General features: G+C 39.7%; 18 protein-coding genes. 2 read left to right on the top strand and 16 right to left on the bottom strand.

The genetic code is table 11. The features are described from left to right. Nucleotides 1-23 precede the first annotated feature (23 nt). The 4 genes from GSF09_RS01540 to GSF09_RS01525 all read right to left on the bottom strand — a co-directional run bounded on the left by GSF09_RS01540 (nucleotide 24) and on the right by GSF09_RS01525 (nucleotide 2,174). Nucleotides 24-467 carry a hypothetical protein gene (locus GSF09_RS01540; RefSeq protein ID WP_159799167.1) on the bottom strand — a complete coding sequence of 148 codons (444 nt, stop codon included), beginning with the start codon at nucleotides 465-467 and terminating at the stop codon, nucleotides 24-26. Continuing rightward, complete coding sequence (locus GSF09_RS01535; RefSeq protein ID WP_159799166.1) at nucleotides 464-856, bottom strand: response regulator; 393 nt, start codon at nucleotides 854-856, stop codon at nucleotides 464-466. Before GSF09_RS01535 ends, GSF09_RS01540 begins: the two co-directional genes overlap by 4 nt. Nucleotides 857-1,323: 467 nt before the next feature. Next, nucleotides 1,324-1,602, bottom strand: a complete 279-nt coding sequence (locus GSF09_RS01530; protein ID WP_159799165.1) for a hypothetical protein — start codon at nucleotides 1,600-1,602, stop codon at nucleotides 1,324-1,326. Between the two features lie 95 nt (nucleotides 1,603-1,697). Continuing rightward, the gene (locus GSF09_RS01525) at nucleotides 1,698-2,174 is read right to left on the bottom strand and encodes a DUF421 domain-containing protein (protein WP_159799164.1); all 477 of its coding nucleotides are present in this window, start codon (nucleotides 2,172-2,174) and stop codon (nucleotides 1,698-1,700) included. 203 nt (nucleotides 2,175-2,377) lie between these two features. Between GSF09_RS01525 and GSF09_RS01520 the strand changes: the two genes are divergently transcribed. Together GSF09_RS01520 and GSF09_RS01515 are read left to right on the top strand one after the other, a co-directional pair. Beyond that, a complete protein-coding gene (locus GSF09_RS01520; RefSeq protein WP_201309313.1) occupies nucleotides 2,378-3,541 on the top strand; it encodes a Gfo/Idh/MocA family protein in 1,164 nt (387 codons plus the stop codon). Nucleotides 3,542-3,641: 100 nt separating this feature from the next. Next, on the top strand, nucleotides 3,642-3,923 hold the full coding sequence (locus GSF09_RS01515) for a hypothetical protein (RefSeq protein ID WP_236564834.1): 282 nt from the start codon (nucleotides 3,642-3,644) through the stop codon (nucleotides 3,921-3,923). A gap of 30 nt (nucleotides 3,924-3,953) precedes the next feature. On the opposite strand, the gene GSF09_RS01510 is transcribed toward GSF09_RS01515, so the two are convergent. The 12 genes from GSF09_RS01510 to GSF09_RS01455 all read right to left on the bottom strand — a co-directional run bounded on the left by GSF09_RS01510 (nucleotide 3,954) and on the right by GSF09_RS01455 (nucleotide 15,909). Beyond that, the gene (locus GSF09_RS01510) at nucleotides 3,954-4,430 is read right to left on the bottom strand and encodes a CinA family protein (RefSeq protein ID WP_159799161.1); all 477 of its coding nucleotides are present in this window, start codon (nucleotides 4,428-4,430) and stop codon (nucleotides 3,954-3,956) included. Between the two features lie 66 nt (nucleotides 4,431-4,496). After that, nucleotides 4,497-5,480, bottom strand: a complete 984-nt coding sequence (locus tag GSF09_RS01505; RefSeq protein ID WP_159799160.1) for a UDP-glucuronic acid decarboxylase family protein — start codon at nucleotides 5,478-5,480, stop codon at nucleotides 4,497-4,499. Between the two features lie 21 nt (nucleotides 5,481-5,501). Further along, the gene (locus GSF09_RS01500) at nucleotides 5,502-5,735 is read right to left on the bottom strand and encodes a hypothetical protein (RefSeq protein WP_159799159.1); all 234 of its coding nucleotides are present in this window, start codon (nucleotides 5,733-5,735) and stop codon (nucleotides 5,502-5,504) included. A 102-nt stretch (nucleotides 5,736-5,837) separates the two neighbouring features. Beyond that, nucleotides 5,838-6,392 (bottom strand): AraC family transcriptional regulator, encoded by a 555-nt coding sequence (locus GSF09_RS01495; protein WP_159799158.1) that lies wholly within the window; start codon nucleotides 6,390-6,392, stop codon nucleotides 5,838-5,840. Nucleotides 6,393-6,596: 204 nt separating this feature from the next. Continuing rightward, entirely contained in the window at nucleotides 6,597-7,400 is an 804-nt protein-coding gene (locus tag GSF09_RS01490) for a TIGR04290 family methyltransferase (protein WP_159799157.1), read from the bottom strand. Continuing rightward, entirely contained in the window at nucleotides 7,397-8,497 is a 1,101-nt protein-coding gene (locus tag GSF09_RS01485; RefSeq protein ID WP_159799156.1) for a glycosyltransferase, read from the bottom strand. The genes GSF09_RS01490 and GSF09_RS01485 overlap by 4 nt, the downstream gene beginning before the upstream one ends. Before the next feature lie 14 nt (nucleotides 8,498-8,511). After that, a complete protein-coding gene (locus GSF09_RS01480) occupies nucleotides 8,512-9,615 on the bottom strand; it encodes a glycosyltransferase (protein ID WP_159799155.1) in 1,104 nt (367 codons plus the stop codon). A 2-nt stretch (nucleotides 9,616-9,617) separates the two neighbouring features. Then, the gene (locus GSF09_RS01475) at nucleotides 9,618-10,745 is read right to left on the bottom strand and encodes a glycosyltransferase (protein ID WP_159799154.1); all 1,128 of its coding nucleotides are present in this window, start codon (nucleotides 10,743-10,745) and stop codon (nucleotides 9,618-9,620) included. Then, entirely contained in the window at nucleotides 10,742-11,857 is a 1,116-nt protein-coding gene (locus tag GSF09_RS01470; protein ID WP_159799153.1) for a glycosyltransferase family 4 protein, read from the bottom strand. Before GSF09_RS01470 ends, GSF09_RS01475 begins: the two co-directional genes overlap by 4 nt. After that, nucleotides 11,841-12,866, bottom strand: coding sequence for a Gfo/Idh/MocA family protein (locus tag GSF09_RS01465; RefSeq protein ID WP_159799152.1), 1,026 nt, complete (start codon nucleotides 12,864-12,866; stop codon nucleotides 11,841-11,843). Before GSF09_RS01465 ends, GSF09_RS01470 begins: the two co-directional genes overlap by 17 nt. After that, nucleotides 12,863-13,888 (bottom strand): zinc-binding dehydrogenase, encoded by a 1,026-nt coding sequence (locus GSF09_RS01460; RefSeq protein ID WP_201309312.1) that lies wholly within the window; start codon nucleotides 13,886-13,888, stop codon nucleotides 12,863-12,865. Before GSF09_RS01460 ends, GSF09_RS01465 begins: the two co-directional genes overlap by 4 nt. Continuing rightward, nucleotides 13,885-15,909, bottom strand: coding sequence for a GDP-mannose 4,6-dehydratase (locus GSF09_RS01455; RefSeq protein ID WP_159799151.1), 2,025 nt, complete (start codon nucleotides 15,907-15,909; stop codon nucleotides 13,885-13,887). The genes GSF09_RS01460 and GSF09_RS01455 overlap by 4 nt, the downstream gene beginning before the upstream one ends. Between the last annotated feature and the right edge of the window lie 3 nt (nucleotides 15,910-15,912).

The raw sequence follows: 15,912 nt of genomic DNA, 5'->3' as shown, positions 1-15,912 counted from the left end.
AAAAACTTGCCTTTGGCAGGTTTTTAATCGTTTAAGTTTAACAGAAAAACCTCTGTATCAAGCCCGTCTGTTATATACTGCCAGCACAGGCTGGCAATAACACTTATAGATTTTATAAGCTTGCTTTTATTTACGTTCTTTTTTAAGCATATATTAGCACCGGCCATAAAAACCTGTTCTGTAAACTCCGGTTTTTCACAATCGGCAAGAATCGTAAAAATAGTTTTTTGTAAAACTTCCCTTTTCTTTAATTCCTTAAGCATTTTAAGGCCATTCCTGTCATTTTCGGTTACTAAAATAATAACGTCAGGCACTACTGCCCCGGCTGCCAGTAAATTATCTACCGCATCTATATTGGCAACAGTGGTTACTTCATGCGCTATGGTTAACCCCTCAAAAGCAGAATTAAATACAGCCTTGTTTAAATTGCCGTCAATCAATAAAATATTTAATTTACCTGTTATCATAGCTTGTTGTATATACCTGTAACTTTTAATATTTTTTCAATTGTGTTTTTTATATCATCAATAGAAGCCGGCTTTTCTATACAGTACGCGGCTCCTTTTTTTAATGCATATTCCCTTACATCTGGAGAAACAGATGTAGAATAAATTACTACTGTGGCATTTGCAAGCAGCGGGTCTTTTTTAATATTTTCCAGGCATTGCAAGCCGTTAACGGCCGGCATATTAATATCCAGCATTACAATATCCGGAAGTTTAGCCTGCATCATCTTCAATGCATTTGTAGCACACTTTGCATAGTGAAAAGACACAGAAGGAAAATGCTCTTTGACTGAGGTTATAAAAATAAACTCATCAACATCATCGTCAATTAATAAAATATTATGTTCCATAGCTAAGTTGTTAGGTTGGTTTATGCGGGGGGAAAATGCACTAGTAAAATATAATACACAGGCCCGTAACCGACTTAGCGGAATTACTTGCAATAGAAGTATCCTGTAAAGGTTAACGAGATGTATTAGCACCTCAGGACCGAGGGTTTGAGTTACTAAGTTAGTAAACAAAATATAGCTAAAAAGATTTTTAACTGAATTTTAGATTTTTACGAGATATAACAACTGATATTCAGTTGTTTAAACAGAACTACTATAAGGGGACAGGATAATTTTTTATTGTTATGGAACTTATAAAAGAAAATGGTTTATACGGAATGATATAAACAATCAGAAAAAAAATGTAAGGATAACAGTCTTAAAATTCAGAATTTTGAAGAACACATAACGGCTGTTTGAACGTTCTTTGCAGTAGTAATTCAAAAAACAGGACCCGGTTTAATTACAACAGCAAACAGCCGTTTTTTTTATTGCTTATTCACAAATTTAAAAAAGCGGCTTTCTCCCCCGTCTTTCGTTTGTTCCTGGTATAAAAATTCAAGGTTATTTTCATCAAATATTTTAAAGAATTCATCCCATGAAACCTCCTTAAGGTTATCTTCTGCATAGCCGGGAAAATTAATCCGTAATAAACCGCCGCCATTTTTATCTGTGCCTTCTACCACGGCAGGCTTCCCGTCACGTGCTTCTGCCCATTGTTTTATTTCATTATGCTTAACTGTAGTTTTTGAATCTGAATTTGCCATAAGTATATTTTTTTAATTAAACTTACACTCAAAGTTAATCTGTATAACTAAAAGAATATATTAACTATAGCCCAAACTTGTGTTAATAGGGGAAACTATATTGCTTTAATTACAGTAATATCCCCTGCGGTTTCCAAAATAACAGCTTTAGCCTGCTTAATATCTGTTAAGCCACTTTTTCTTAAAGCCTCCTCAACCTCATCATTGGTTATCCTTTCATTTTTCATAATATCATTATAAAGTTCTCCATTATAGGCTAAAAGGGAAGGCTTGCTTGTTATAAGCCGGTTAATACTTTTAACCCTTACAGAAAGCCATGTAATAATGTATTGCAAAAATATAAGCAAGCCCAGCACCAGCACACCATCGGCCAGCACAACATCTTTATTAAGCGTTACTGTGGCAAAAGCCGAACCTAATGCAATGGTTACTATAAAATCAAAAGCATTCATCTGGCTGAGTGTCCTTTTACCTGAAATCCTTAACATGGCTATAAGCGCAAGGTATGATAATACGGTTATTATAAACGTGCGGAGCAGGCTTTCCCAGGTATCAAAAAATAACTTATCCATAACTATAATTTTATTTGTTTCAAGTTAGCAGTAAGTTTTTATTTTACCAGTAAATACATACACTTTTAACCCCGTTTTATGATAATAAGCAGCTAATTATCAACATACTGCAATACATAATAAATATGTAAAATCATGTAATGGTTTTAGCAATTATACATTTTATACTTACAATGCTAAACTTTATACAACCACCCATGAAAATGAAACCTTTTAACAGCCGACGGAATTTTTTAAAAAATATAACGCTTACCGTTGGTGCCTCTGCCATAACGCTCCCGGCATTTAACAGCATTACAACTACCGGAAAAATAATAAGACAGGAAGACGAAAGCCTGCCCCTGCCCCCTGTAAATAAGCAGGGAAAAATGGGGCTTGCATTAGTGGGCTTGGGGCAATACAGCACACACCAGCTTGCCCCCGCCCTTCAGGAAACCAACAATGTTTACCTGGCAGGCATAGTTACAGGAACACCCTCAAAGGCAGAGGCCTGGAAAAAAAGGTACAGCATACCACAAAGCAATATTTATAATTATGAAAATTTTGATGATATAATTAATAATAAAGATATTGATATAGTATATGTGGTATTGCCCAACAGTATGCATGCAGAATATGTAATAAGGGCTGCAAAAGCCAAAAAGCATGTAATATGCGAAAAGCCAATGGCCACAACAGTGCAGGACGCACAAAATATGCTTGATGCGTGCCGTGAAAATGGAGTACAGCTTGCCATAGGCTACAGGCTGCATTTTGAACCTTTTAACAAAAGGGTGATGGAACTTGGGCAACAGGAAATATATGGAAAAGTAAAAACCATAAAGGCTTATGACAGTAGTGATTCCACCAATGGCAGTGTTGATAAATGGAGGCTTGACCGTGAGCTTGCCGGAGGCGGCCCGTTAATAGATTTAGGCATATACTGTGTGCAGGGTGCTATTTACACTTTAGGCAGGCCACCTGTTGCCGTTTCTGCACAATTTGGGCCGGTAACCAAGCCTTTGGTATTTCATGATGTTGAACAATCCATCAGCTGGAAAATGTTTTTTGATAATGGTACTATTGCCGAATGTGAAAGCAGTTATGCCGAAAATAAGAATGAACTTTCTGCCACAGCTGAAAAAGGCTGGTGGAAACTTAGCCCTGCTTATGCCTATGAAGGGAAAAAAGGTGAAACAAGCGATGGTAAAATGAAGCTCCCCAATATATATGAGCAGGTTGCACAAATGGACGCGCAGGCTGCAAGCTTTAAAAAAAATGAGAAATCTGTTGTTTCTGGAGAAATGGGACTTAGGGATATGAAAATATTAATGGCCATATATGAATCGGCCAAAGCCGGCGGTAAAAAAGTGCAGCTTTCGCTTTAACCGGCATTATGTAACAAAACCTGTAAATGATGTAAGGGTATCCATAGTAACAGGATTAATTTTAATAAAAAGTTCAATTAAAATTTAAACCGTTATGACTATGAAAAAAGATCAGACAGAAGGCAAGGTAGCCGAAAAAATTGAAGAGCAGACTGCAAAACTGCCTTCAGATACTTTTCTATGGGCCTCAGTAGGCGCAATGGCAGTATCAGCAACACTAAAGTGTTTTGGCAAAAACAGTGCTGCATTATTTGTAGGGCAATGGGCCGCGCCGTTTCTGCTTTTAGGTATTTACAATAAAATTGTAAAGGTTGAAGGGCATGATAAAGAAGACCACCCTATAAGCAACTATGTAGAACCGGAAAAAGATTTCCTTAGTTAAAAAAAGCGCAGTTTTAAAACTGCGCTTTTTTTAACTAATCAGGTTGGATATTAAATCGGCCGCCCTATCTATAGTTTTTGATATTATTTCTTCAGGCTCACCATTAAAAACCTCCCTGTGCGCATGCGAACCTCCCGGAGCTATGATGTGTACAAACATAGTACCTACAGGTTTTTCGGGTGTTTCACTGCCACCTGGCGATATGAGGCCGGTAACGCCAACCCTTATATCGCTTTTAAAATATTTATAAAGGCCTTCAGCCAGAAGCTGTGTAACTTCGGCAGATTCTGCTGTATATTTTTCTATGGTTTCCTTAGGTATATCAAAAAGTTCTTCTTTGGTGTCCCTGTCATAGCATACTATGCCTCCTAAAAAAATATCACCCGACTGTGGCACAAGGGCAAACTCAGATGCCAGCCAGCCTGCGGTAGCACTTTCGGCAAAAGCTATGGTAAATTTTTTCTCAGCAATAATTTTGCTGCATTCCTTTATTTTATCAGATGCCATATTTAAATTTAATTATATAAATAAGCCCCCGCCTTGCAGCAGGGACTTAAACTAAAACACAAGTTATTAATGAATAAACTCTGCAAAATCTTTATGCTCCTCTTTAAGCAGTTCCTCGGCATTTAAAGACTTAAAGTAGTTAAAAGTAAGTTCCATCCCTTTTGCCCTGCTTACTTTCGGCTCCCAGTCAAGCAAAGCTTTTGCTTTGTTTATATCCGGCCGGCGCTGTAGCGGGTCGTTTACAGGAAGTGGCTTATAAACAACCTTTTGGCTGGTGCCTGTCAGTTTTATTATCTCATCGGCAAAGTCCTTTATTGTAATTTCATCAGGATTGCCAATATTTACCGGCGAAGTATAGTCAGAATGTAACAACCTGCAAATACCTTCCACCTGGTCATCCACATAGCAAAAAGACCTTGTTTGGCTGCCGTCGCCAAAAACAGTAAGATCTTCCCCGCGCAGTGCCTGCCCTATAAAAGCAGGTATAACCCTGCCATCGTTAAGGCGCATACGGGGCCCGTAGGTATTAAATATCCTGACAATACGGGTTTCTACTCCATGAAAAGTATGATAAGCCATTGTTAATGACTCCTGAAACCGCTTCGCCTCGTCATAAACTCCCCTTGGCCCTATGGTGTTTACATTGCCATAATAATCTTCTGTTTGCGGATGCACAAGGGGGTCGCCATATACTTCAGATGTAGAGGCAATAAGAATCCTCGCCTTTTTAACCCTTGCAAGCCCTAAAAGATTATGTGTGCCCAACGAGCCTACCTTAAGAGTTTGTATAGGTATCTTTAAATAATCTATAGGGCTGGCGGGTGATGCAAAATGAAGTATATAATCAAGATGGCCGGGTATATTTACAAACTTGGTAACATCATGATGGTAAAATTCAAAATTTTTGTGGGGAAACAGGTGCTCTATATTTTTAAGGCTCCCGGTAATAAGGTTGTCCATGGCTATAACATAATAGCCGTCTTTAATAAAGCGGTCGCAAAGGTGTGAGCCTAAAAAACCTGCCGCCCCGGTTATCAGTACTTTTTTCATAGTATATCAGTTAGGCTTATATTAATTCCTGTCCCCATTTACGGTATCTGATGCCATGCCTGCCCCGGTACCTTCGCCCGATGCCATTCCTGAATCTTCATTGGCTGCCGGCCTGTCAGTGCCATCTATTGTCCCCTGGGCTTCCTGCCCATCTTCATTGCCACGGCTGTTGGTTCCGTTGCCACCGCAGGATATGCTAACAAGGAACAATATTGACAATATTATTTTAAACAGTATTGGTTTACACATTTTCATATTCTATAGCTTTATAAATTAATAAGTATAAAGTTCAGGATTATTATTACCACATGGGTTATATCATTTTACTGATAGCTTATATTTAAAAGCCTGATGAAACTAGTTGAGTATGGCGCGCTTGTTTTTAATAATCTTTTGGAATGTAGTAGGTGTTAACCCGGTAAGCTTTTTAAACTGGTGCGATAAATGGGCAACACTGCTGTAATTTAGCTTATATGAAATTTCAGTCAGCGTAAATTTTTCGCTGGCTAAAAGCTGCTTAGCCAGCTCTATCCGCTTAAGTATTATAAAGTTTTCTATTGAAATATGGCAAACATCAGTAAATGCCTGCGAAATAGTGCGGTAATTAGCATCAAGTTTTTCCGAAAGGTAGGAAGATACTTTAATAAGAGGAAGATTGTTATCAATATGCAGCATGGCAATAATAGCCTCTTTAACCTGCTGTGCCAGTATGTTTTTTTTGTTATCTATTATATCAATACCATAATGCTGAAGTGCAAGTGCAAGCAGTTCGTATTGCTCAGTATGGATGCGTTCAGGAAAATAAATGTTTCCCATACCGTTAATCTTGTAGCTGATATTTAATTTATCCAACTGATCCTTTAAAATTGTTTTGCAGGTAACATCAAAATTATACTTTAAAAACACATTCATGGCTGTTAGATTTAATAGTTATCTGCCTAAGTTAGCCTGCATTACTTTACAATATTCTTAACAAAACACAAATTGGGATTTTAATAACTAAAAATGTTAAAATATTAACACGTGTTTAACTAAAGTAATAAGCATTATCCTACTAATTAAAATAATGAGTAAAATTCCTAAAACAGTTGTTATATATTTAACAAAAGTAAATACTTATTCAGGTACCTTTCCTGTTTTCTTTTCTACCTCATTTTGCCAATCCTTTCCTGTGGCTGAAAGATATTCTGAATAATTCCAGGTAATATAGTCTGCTGCCCTGTTTTCATCCTTAACTGCTATATAGGTTTCATCTTCCGGCATATTAGTTACTGTCATGCCGCAACTGCTTAATAAAGAAAGGATACACTGATGGCTGGGTACCCACCAGTTGGTAGGGTCGCCGGCCATACGGTTTTCTATAAAAGCCATATATGGAAAAGCCTTGCTTTTCAGTATTTTCCTGTCATGAAAGCCAATATCTGCGGGTACCTCCATTTCCTCCATACCCGGTATGGAAAGCGTTTGGAATATCATCATCTTCCTTACCTTTTGGGCAACAATATCAAGCGCAAGTAACGGGTAACGAAGATGATAAAACACACCCATAAACCAAACAAGGTCAAATTCTTCATCAATATGGGCCAAATCATAAACCTGCATATAGCGAAATGTTATTTTGTGGCTTAAGCCAAACTTACCTGCAACCCACTGCGCCTGCTTTAAATAATGCCTGTCCATGTCTATAGCTGTAACTTGTGCCCCGCGTTTGGCCAGCTCAATAGAATAAAAACCTGCATTGCAACCTATATCCAGCACCCGCCATCCTGAAAGATCTTCCGGTACTGACTTTTTTATTTTCTCCCATTTAAAGAATGGGAAATCGCCTAAAAAATGATTGGGTGCAGTTTCATTTCCATCAGGCAAATGAATATTATGAAACCAGGGCTCAAGCAACTTTATTTCTTCTTTTATTGTCATATCTGCCCGTTTGTAACTTCCTGCCCCACTGTACTCAAAGCCTCTTGTGCTTCTGCCACATAGTTTAAAAGCTCTTTGGCGCGTGCTTTTGCCGTGTGGTGCTGTAATACTTTCTCTCTGGCTTTACTGCCCATCAGCCTGCGCTGTTCCTCTGTAAATGATGCTATTGCTGAAAGCACGTCATCTGTTGTCCTGGCAATTATTATTTCATCGTCGTTAAAAAGGCTGGTTAGCCCCTCCCAGTAATCAGAAATTATAGGCACGCCACAGGCAGCAGCCTCAAACAGCCTTACGCTTGGCGAATAACCAGCCCTTATCATATCTGCTCGTGTAACATTAAGTGTAAACTTCTGGCTGTTATAAAATTCCCTGTGCTGTGCCGGAGGTAAATGTTCAATACGCTGCACATTCTCAGGCCAGCAGATATGTGTTGGATATTGAGGGCCCGCCACCACGAATTTACCATTAGGATATTGCTTTGCAGTATTGCACAGCAGCATCTCTACAGTAGGCTGCCTGTCTGTACTAAAGGTTCCCAAATAGCCCAGTTCCCAGTTTTTATCACATTCTTCAGGGTAATACTGCTCTGTATCTACAGAACAATATAATGCCCTTGCTGCCGGCGAACCATAATAGCGCTCAATATGGTCGAGTATCGGCCCGCCTGAAAAGGAAAGGTACAGGTCATATTTTTTAATAAGGTAAGGCGTTATATATTCATAATCTTCGCGTTCCAGTTTGGCTAAAGTAACCGGGGTATCTATATCATAAAAGGCTTTTATGCCCTGTGCGGTATTGATTACCCATTTGCCTACTTCTACCCCCTCCTGTACATAAGAGCCTACAATAACCACATCAGCATCTGCCACCTCTTTTTCATAGTTGCAAAAAAGTTCTTCATTAGAGTTGTATAAACCCAACCTGCAAAAGCCGGGGTTGGGTAAATCACGGTTAGAGGCATAATAGGGTACATCTTTTTCAAGGAATAAAATTTCATGGCCGGCATTTGCCAGTTCCTTTAACAAAGCCCTGTAGGTAGTGGCATGTCCATTACCCCAGGAAGAAGTAACAGATAATCCTATAACAACAAATTTCATAACTCAATTTTTTTTTAAGGCTGCACCTGCTGCGCTGCCAGTGATTTATTAAATATTCCCTGTAATAATTTAGCCCTGTGGCTGTAAGTATGGTTTTCCATAACCCTTTTATAAGCTGCAATACCTATCTGCCTGGCTTCTTCCTTGGTAAGGCTTTTTAAAATATCGGCCACCTCCTGCCCGTTTTTTGCTACCAGTATTTCTTTCCCCGGTTCAAAAAACATATCAATCCCTTCCCAATAATCAGTAATTATACAAGCCGCAGCACCTGCAGCTTCAAAAACCCGTGTAGCAGGTGAAAACCCATATTTTGCCATACTGTCCCTGCTTATGTTAAGCACTGCCATAGGTGTACAATTAAAAGCATTATGGCTTTTTGTATAAACGTGCCCAGTGTAATTAACATTTTCAGGCATTTTTTTATCCTGCCAGCCACTGCCGCCCAATAAGAACTTTTTTTCTGGAAGCATGGCTGCAGCATTAAGGAAAAACTCCTCTACACGAGCTTCCCTGTCTGGCAGGCGGTTTCCTAAAAAAGCAAGGTCGGCTTTAAAGCCTTCATCCGGTTCAACAGGATAGTGGGTACCTGTATCAAGCGCATTATAAATAGGAATACACTTCTTTGCGCCTTTGCTTTCATAAGCATTAACAACAGGGTGTCCCCCGCCATAAGTAAGTATATAGTCATACAACGGGATTAGCCCTTTAAATGCATCGTCCTTATTGTTTTCAATCCTGTCCAAGGTGGCGGGAGCATCTACATCCCAAAAAATAATGAGGTTATTTTCCTGTTTCAAGCGCGCCACTTCCCTTTCCAGCAATTCATCAAAAGCACCTACACCACTAGCTTTAATAATTACATCTGCACCAGATGCTTCATTAATTAATTTTAGTATTTCTTCCTCATTGCTGTCATAAACCACAACCCGGCAATAATCAGGATCTTCAATGTCCCGGTGTTTCTGTCGCTCATAAATATCAGGTTCATAAAAAGTAACGCTATGCCCCAGTGCGTTTAGTGCCTTAACAATGCCCCTGTAATAAGTGGCTGCACCATTCCAGTAGGCCGAAATTATACTGGAACCAAAAAATGCTATATTAAGCTTATTTTTTTCCATAATTAAGAAGGGTTAAGTTGTACATTTTCCATAACTGATTTTTCTATGCCCATCTGCCTTATAACCAGCTCCAATTCATCTGCCCGGTGGGAGCAGGTATGCCTTTTTAAAATAGTATCCCTGCCGTTTTTTGAAAGTTGTGCTGCAACTGCTTCATCAGAAAGTACCCTGTGCAATTGCTTTTTCATTTCATTACCATTTGATGCAGTGAGGAAATCGGTTCCCGGCTTAAAAAGGTTTTCAGCATCCTGCCATGGGGATGATACAAGCGGGATACCGCAGGCCATAGCTTCAAAAGGACGTATTGTAGGTATGCCAGGCAGCCATTTTACATAAGGCCCCCTTGGCACATGTACAGTAACTTTATACCTGGAAAATACATCGGGCACTTTATAGTTAGGCAGCCAGCCCCCATATTCTATACCTGCATCTGCAAGTGCATCCAAAGCCTTTTGAGGGTAACGCACTCCATATACTTTTGCTTTAAGCCCAAGTTCTTTTACAGGGTTAATAAGAAATTCCATTAGTTCCTCGGTACGTTCATCATCTCCCCAGTTTCCTATCCAAACAAGGTCTCCTTCTTTTTGGTTTTGTTCCCGTGGTGAAAAAAGTGTGGTATCTGCAGCTTCGTGCCATACCCAAACATTTTTAATCCAGTTGTTTTCCAAATAAATATCCCTTATTACTTTACCAAATACCAAAGCACCATCATAATTGGAAAAATCATACTGCCGCATGCTTTTAACTTCAGACACTGCCCTGTGGTGGGTATCATGAAATAAAAGCTGGTACCCATATTTGGCTTTTAACTTTCCTATTTCCTTTATAAACCCGTGGCTGTTCCATTCGTGCACAATAACAACATCTGCGCCGTACAGCATTTCATCATAATCCGGGTTATCCGGATTATAAAAGCCTGCATCAAGCATAGGATAATATTCTTTATATTCATTTATTTTTTGTTGCCCGTGGTCTTTAAGCAAATTGGTAAGACTCCATGAATTTAAAGGTTCATACGTTTTTACTTTATGCCCCCTGCTTAAAAGTTCCTTTACAATTCCCCTTAAAAAATGGGCGTTGCCATGATTCCAGTCGGAAACAAGGGAATGGTAAAACATTACTATTTTCATACACTTATTTTATTACGTTTCTTCAGGTGCTTTTCTACCAGCAGCCCTTTATACAATTCCATATATTCAGAAGCCATTTTTTCTATAGTAAATTCTTTGGCCCGGCCACTCGATTTTGATGAAATCTCGGCACGTAATCTGTCATCCTTAATAAGCCTATTGATTACATTTACAGCCTGTTCTTTATCATCGGGGTCAAAATACATTGCTGTATCTTCCCATATTTCGTTTAGCGATGATATATTACCCAGTACCAGTGCACACCCTGATTTTGCAGCTTCGAGTATTGCAAGCCCAAAAGGTTCATATTTTGCAGGCATTACAAAAATTGATGCCCTGTCCATATAATATTGCAGTTCCTCCTGCGATAACTGCCCTAAAAAATGTACATTTTCAGGAATGGCAGCAGCACCCGTAAAAGGGCTTTCATGGTTTCCTGCAATGTAAACCGGCCATTTAAGCCGGGCTGCAACTTCAGAAAGCATTGCTATATTTTTGGCTTCATCCCAAACACGCCCTGCCGAAAGTATAAAGGGTTCTTTTGCCTCGGTAACATATCCTGCATCATCACTTCCGTTATATATTACCTTTGAAAAGCCAATCCTGCCATACACTTTTTCTGCCTCTGTAAGCATTGCTGCCGATGGCGCAACCAGTACATCTGAAAAGAAAAGGGCTTTTTCCACAATAAAACAGTATTTTTCCCATTCCGCAGGTATCTTACTTGTTTTAACCGCTTTCCACCATGTTTGCACGCAGGAGTGAAATACAGTAACTACAGGGCACATCCATTCACCACACAGTTCGCCATAGTTGTTAAAATGTACTATATCAGGCTTAACTTTTTTATATACAGAACTTATCCATTGCCCAGCAAGCTTTACGTCTTCCCAGGGATTATCCATCCACTCCAGTTTATAATCGCTGCAATACAAAAAAATATTCCTTAACTGGCTTATCTGCCTTACCTGGCTTTTATCCAGGCTGCCACCCATTGTCATTAAATGTATCTCTGCATTATAATCCTGAAGTCCTTTGCAAAGATTTATGGCATATGTCCATACACCACCCACTGTATCAGCTGTCATTAATATTTTAATCCTGTCTTCCATAAATCCTGTCAATTAATTGGGCTGTTTGTAAATATTCTGCGGCGCTAATACTGTTATACCCATGCCCGGCCAATAGCTGGGATGCCCATACAAGCCCCGCCCTGCCGCTCCAGTCATCAGGAGGCACTACAAGGTTTTCTTTATAAGTACCTTTATATTTTTCTGCTTTAAAATCATAAAATGAGCCATTGCAGTTTTTAAAGGCAACGCCGCCTTCAGTACCATAAAATACAGCTTCAATTACTGCATCCTGCCCTGCCGATACATGCCATGAGCATTCAATGCTTATTGCGGTATCATCTTCCGTTAGCATAAATACTTTGGCAAAGTCCTCTACTTTTTTTTCCTGAGGCTGCAACTTTATACCCTTACTGAATAAATGGCTTTTAACTTCGTTTATTTTCGGAAAGCCCAAGCAGCACAAAGCCATATCGGCCATGTGTATTCCCAGGTCCATAACACAGCCGCCGCCTGATTGCTCTATATCATAAAACCATTCCTTATCAGGCCCATAAGCGTTATGAAAAATAAGGTCAACTGCATATATTTTTCCAATTTCACCATTATTTATACAATCATAAACAGCCTGAAAAGCTTTTGTATGCCTGTAAGACATATCTACGGAAAGGAGCTTACCTGCTTCCTGCGAGGCCTGTATTACCTCTTTTACCTCACTGGCTGTCCTACCTAAAGGTTTTTGACAAAATACTGCCTTACCGGATTTCAGGGCTGCTATCGACTGTGCAGCGTGAATTGCACTTGGTGTAGCAATTACTACTCCGTCCAGCTTATCAATATTATAAACCTCTTGCGGTGTTTGTACTAAGGTTGCACCCGCAGCCGCTGTAAGTGCATCGGCGGCATTAGTGCTGTAGGGTTCGGCAATGGCTACCGGCTTTGCATTTGCTTTATTAATAAGTACTTCCATCCTGTTCCTGCCTATCCACCCTACTCCTATAAAGCCCAGCGATAAAATCTTTTTTTCTTTCTCCGTACCTGTTTCTGTCATGATTTTTCGGTATTTACTATTAGTGCTTTTATAAAACCATCAGGCCTTGCGGTAAGCATATCAAAAGCCCTACCTGTTTCTATTAACGGGAAAGAATGTGTAAATAGCGGAAAAGGATTCATCCTGCCCTCCTCTATGGCTTTTATAGCCTGTTTAATGCCCTGTATATATTGTTCGGGGTTTCTTTCGTGTGCGTTAATCATATCAATACCGCGCCAGTTAAGCAGCTGCATGTTTACCTGCCTCATTCCATCCTGATGATAGCCTGCCACAATTAATTTACCACGCTCAGCAGTCAGTTCTATTGCAAGGTTTAATGGCCATTCCTTACCCGTTACTTCAATCACCCTGTCGCAAAAACTGCCGCCTGTCAGTTCCTTTACTTTATTTATAATCTTATAATGGTCATCCATAGCCACAGCGTTATCAGCTCCTGCTGTAATTGCTGCATTTAAGGAAAACTCACGTTTTGAAACCGCAATTACTTTTGCCCCTGCCGATTTGGCAAGCTCAATAAGCAAAAGCCCTATAAACCCTGCTCCTACAACTGCAACAGTTTGCCCGCTTTTAATATCACTGCGGTTAAAAATATTCATAACACAGCCCAGCGCCTCACCGGGAAACGGCATATCGTTTAATGATGAAGGCAGTTTTACTACCTGGCTTGCCCTTGCAACATCATATTCGGCAAAGGCATTATAAGAAAGGCATGCTACCCTGTCGCCTGTTTTTAATCCTGAAACATCATTTCCTACAGCATCAATTATCCCCCAGCCTTCATGCCCGGGGCTTCCGGCTGGTACAGGGTAGGAAAACCACTCACGCCCTTCCCAAACGGGTATGCTTGAGGCACAAACGCCACAACCCTGTATTTTTATCCTTACTTCATCTTTTTGAGGTTGCGGAAGCGGGGCGGTTTCTATAGTAACAGAAAGTGGGGCGGCAAGTGCAGCCGCTTTCATGGTTGAAACTAGTTTTACAGATTTATTTGCTATATTTAGGTTTGAAACTGTTTCCATCATACTGCAATTGCTTTTGATGAAACTTTATCCTGCTTAAGGCTGATATTCCTGCTTTTGCACAGCCATAATAAAAGTTCGTCCACACCTTGTGATACAGAGAATTTTGGAGACCAGCCCGTTGCTGTTTTAAATTTAGAAGTGTTGGAAACATAGTATTGCTGGTCTCCTGTTCTCCATGTTTCATAAGAAATATCAATAGCCTTACCGGTTTTTTGCCTGATTATTTCTAAAATTTCCATCAGGCTAACCGTATTTTGGAGCCCTCCGCCTATATTGAAGGCATTACCGGATATTTTATCCATATTTTGTTGTGCCAGCAAAAATGCATCAACTAAATCCTCAACAAAAAGAATGTCCCTCACCTGCTTACCGTTGCCATAAATAACTATAGGCTTGTCCTGCAATGCACTGATAAGGAAATGGGCAACCCACCCCTGGTCTTCATTGCCAAACTGGTGCGGACCATAAATACAACTCATCCTGAATACAGCCGTTTTTAAACCATAGGACCTGGAATAGTCCAATACATACTGGTCTGCTGAGCCTTTAGAACAACCATAGGGACTATGGAAATCAAGCGGCCGGCTTTCATCGACACCATTATTGCATATTTCGTTATTTTCAGGATAGTACCTTGTTTCATCTGTAATAAGGCCCAAATCCGTTAAATCTCCATACACTTTATTGGTTGAAGTAAAAACCAGCGGCGGTTTATGAGCTGATTTACGGATAGCTTCCAACAGGTTGAAAGTGCCTTTAATGTTTACCTCAAAATCATGTTCAGGGTTAGTTAAAGAAGATGTTACTGCTACCTGAGCCGAAAAATGAAATACCTGTTCTGCATTCTTAACACATTCTTCCAGTATCCTTTTTTCCTTTACATCGGCAATCTGTACCAAAAGCCTGTCGCCATATTTTTCCTGTAGCCATTTCAGGTTGTTTTCTACGCCGTCACGGGATATGTTATCATAAATCATAACACGTTTTCCTGTGCTTAAAAGCCTCTTGGCAAGGTTAGTACCAACAAAACCGGCTCCCCCGGTTATAAGCACATATTTTTCGCCCTCATTAAATGCATATTGTTTACGGATGTATGTATGGTTGCTAATATTTTCCATGCCATTTTTTGATAATAGTTTATACAGTAATTTTTCGGTACCGTCATATTTTTTCATCCCGAAAAAATATTCACGGTCATCCAGGTGAAACCCGCCAACGGTAGGGTAAACAGGGTTAAGGTCTTTTAAGCCATACCAATATACCCTGTCGGCATCAGTGGTAACCGCATTTTTAAATTCTTCCCATTGTTTTACCTCATCATCCTGCCAGGTAGAAAAACCGGCTTCGGTAATCCATAATTCTTTCTCAAGGCTATTATCTTCAAGTACCTGCCTTACTGCCGAAATATTTTCCTGCCAGTTAGTCCACTGCTGGTCAAATACACCCGGAAATCCATGTATGCCGATAGCGTCAATATATTGCAATGTGCCTTTTTCTGCCATCATCTGAAGCCAGTTCGGGTCTATTGGGCTCATGCCTCCCAAAAGGGTTTTCTTGCCTTTATGTTTTGCCCAATAGGCTGCCATACCAATCATTTCTGAAAACCTGTTCCAGGAATAATCCATAGTAAAATCATATTCTACCCTGTTATTTGGTTCATTCCACAACTCTACCCAGTCAAAATAATCGCCATAGCGTGTAATTATTACATCTACAAAATCTGCAAAATCTTTAGGGTTTTTGGGTGGGGAAGATACTTTAGGGGATATACCTAAAGATGGCGGCGTATATAAAAAGCAAGGTAAAACGTTTACATGTTTTGCAAGTTCAGGAAAAAGCCAGTCATACCATTCTTCATTACCCTCCACATGCCATTCCGCCCATGATATACCTGTACGTAAATGTTTTATTCCTAATTTTCCGAAATCTTTTATGGCTTCCTTTACTTCTTGGTACTGTCCCGGCCTGAACCACTCAACAATACCTACCATCGGTGTTTTTATTTGACTTCTCTCTTTCATATC

It is taken from the genome of Flavobacterium sp. MK4S-17 (assembly GCF_009848495.1).
Taxonomy (GTDB): domain Bacteria; phylum Bacteroidota; class Bacteroidia; order Flavobacteriales; family Flavobacteriaceae; genus Flavobacterium.
The sequence above is the reverse complement of the archived record's forward strand: the minus strand, read 5'-3'. Positions and strand labels throughout refer to the sequence as shown.

What these genes read in the sequence shown, in the direction of transcription:
- GSF09_RS01540 (WP_159799167.1), bottom strand. Translation starts at nt 467, where the DNA reads ATGATAACAGGTAAATTAAATATTTTATTGATTGACGGCAATTTAAAC.
- GSF09_RS01535 (WP_159799166.1), bottom strand. Translation starts at nt 856, where the DNA reads ATGGAACATAATATTTTATTAATTGACGATGATGTTGATGAGTTTATT.
- GSF09_RS01530 (WP_159799165.1), bottom strand. Translation starts at nt 1,602, where the DNA reads ATGGCAAATTCAGATTCAAAAACTACAGTTAAGCATAATGAAATAAAA.
- GSF09_RS01525 (WP_159799164.1), bottom strand. Translation starts at nt 2,174, where the DNA reads ATGGATAAGTTATTTTTTGATACCTGGGAAAGCCTGCTCCGCACGTTT.
- GSF09_RS01520 (WP_201309313.1), top strand. Translation starts at nt 2,378, where the DNA reads ATGAAACCTTTTAACAGCCGACGGAATTTTTTAAAAAATATAACGCTT.
- GSF09_RS01515 (WP_236564834.1), top strand. Translation starts at nt 3,642, where the DNA reads ATGAAAAAAGATCAGACAGAAGGCAAGGTAGCCGAAAAAATTGAAGAG.
- GSF09_RS01510 (WP_159799161.1), bottom strand. Translation starts at nt 4,430, where the DNA reads ATGGCATCTGATAAAATAAAGGAATGCAGCAAAATTATTGCTGAGAAA.
- GSF09_RS01505 (WP_159799160.1), bottom strand. Translation starts at nt 5,480, where the DNA reads ATGAAAAAAGTACTGATAACCGGGGCGGCAGGTTTTTTAGGCTCACAC.
- GSF09_RS01500 (WP_159799159.1), bottom strand. Translation starts at nt 5,735, where the DNA reads ATGAAAATGTGTAAACCAATACTGTTTAAAATAATATTGTCAATATTG.
- GSF09_RS01495 (WP_159799158.1), bottom strand. Translation starts at nt 6,392, where the DNA reads ATGAATGTGTTTTTAAAGTATAATTTTGATGTTACCTGCAAAACAATT.
- GSF09_RS01490 (WP_159799157.1), bottom strand. Translation starts at nt 7,400, where the DNA reads ATGACAATAAAAGAAGAAATAAAGTTGCTTGAGCCCTGGTTTCATAAT.
- GSF09_RS01485 (WP_159799156.1), bottom strand. Translation starts at nt 8,497, where the DNA reads ATGAAATTTGTTGTTATAGGATTATCTGTTACTTCTTCCTGGGGTAAT.
- GSF09_RS01480 (WP_159799155.1), bottom strand. Translation starts at nt 9,615, where the DNA reads ATGGAAAAAAATAAGCTTAATATAGCATTTTTTGGTTCCAGTATAATT.
- GSF09_RS01475 (WP_159799154.1), bottom strand. Translation starts at nt 10,745, where the DNA reads ATGAAAATAGTAATGTTTTACCATTCCCTTGTTTCCGACTGGAATCAT.
- GSF09_RS01470 (WP_159799153.1), bottom strand. Translation starts at nt 11,857, where the DNA reads ATGGAAGACAGGATTAAAATATTAATGACAGCTGATACAGTGGGTGGT.
- GSF09_RS01465 (WP_159799152.1), bottom strand. Translation starts at nt 12,866, where the DNA reads ATGACAGAAACAGGTACGGAGAAAGAAAAAAAGATTTTATCGCTGGGC.
- GSF09_RS01460 (WP_201309312.1), bottom strand. Translation starts at nt 13,888, where the DNA reads ATGATGGAAACAGTTTCAAACCTAAATATAGCAAATAAATCTGTAAAA.
- GSF09_RS01455 (WP_159799151.1), bottom strand. Translation starts at nt 15,909, where the DNA reads ATGAAAGAGAGAAGTCAAATAAAAACACCGATGGTAGGTATTGTTGAG.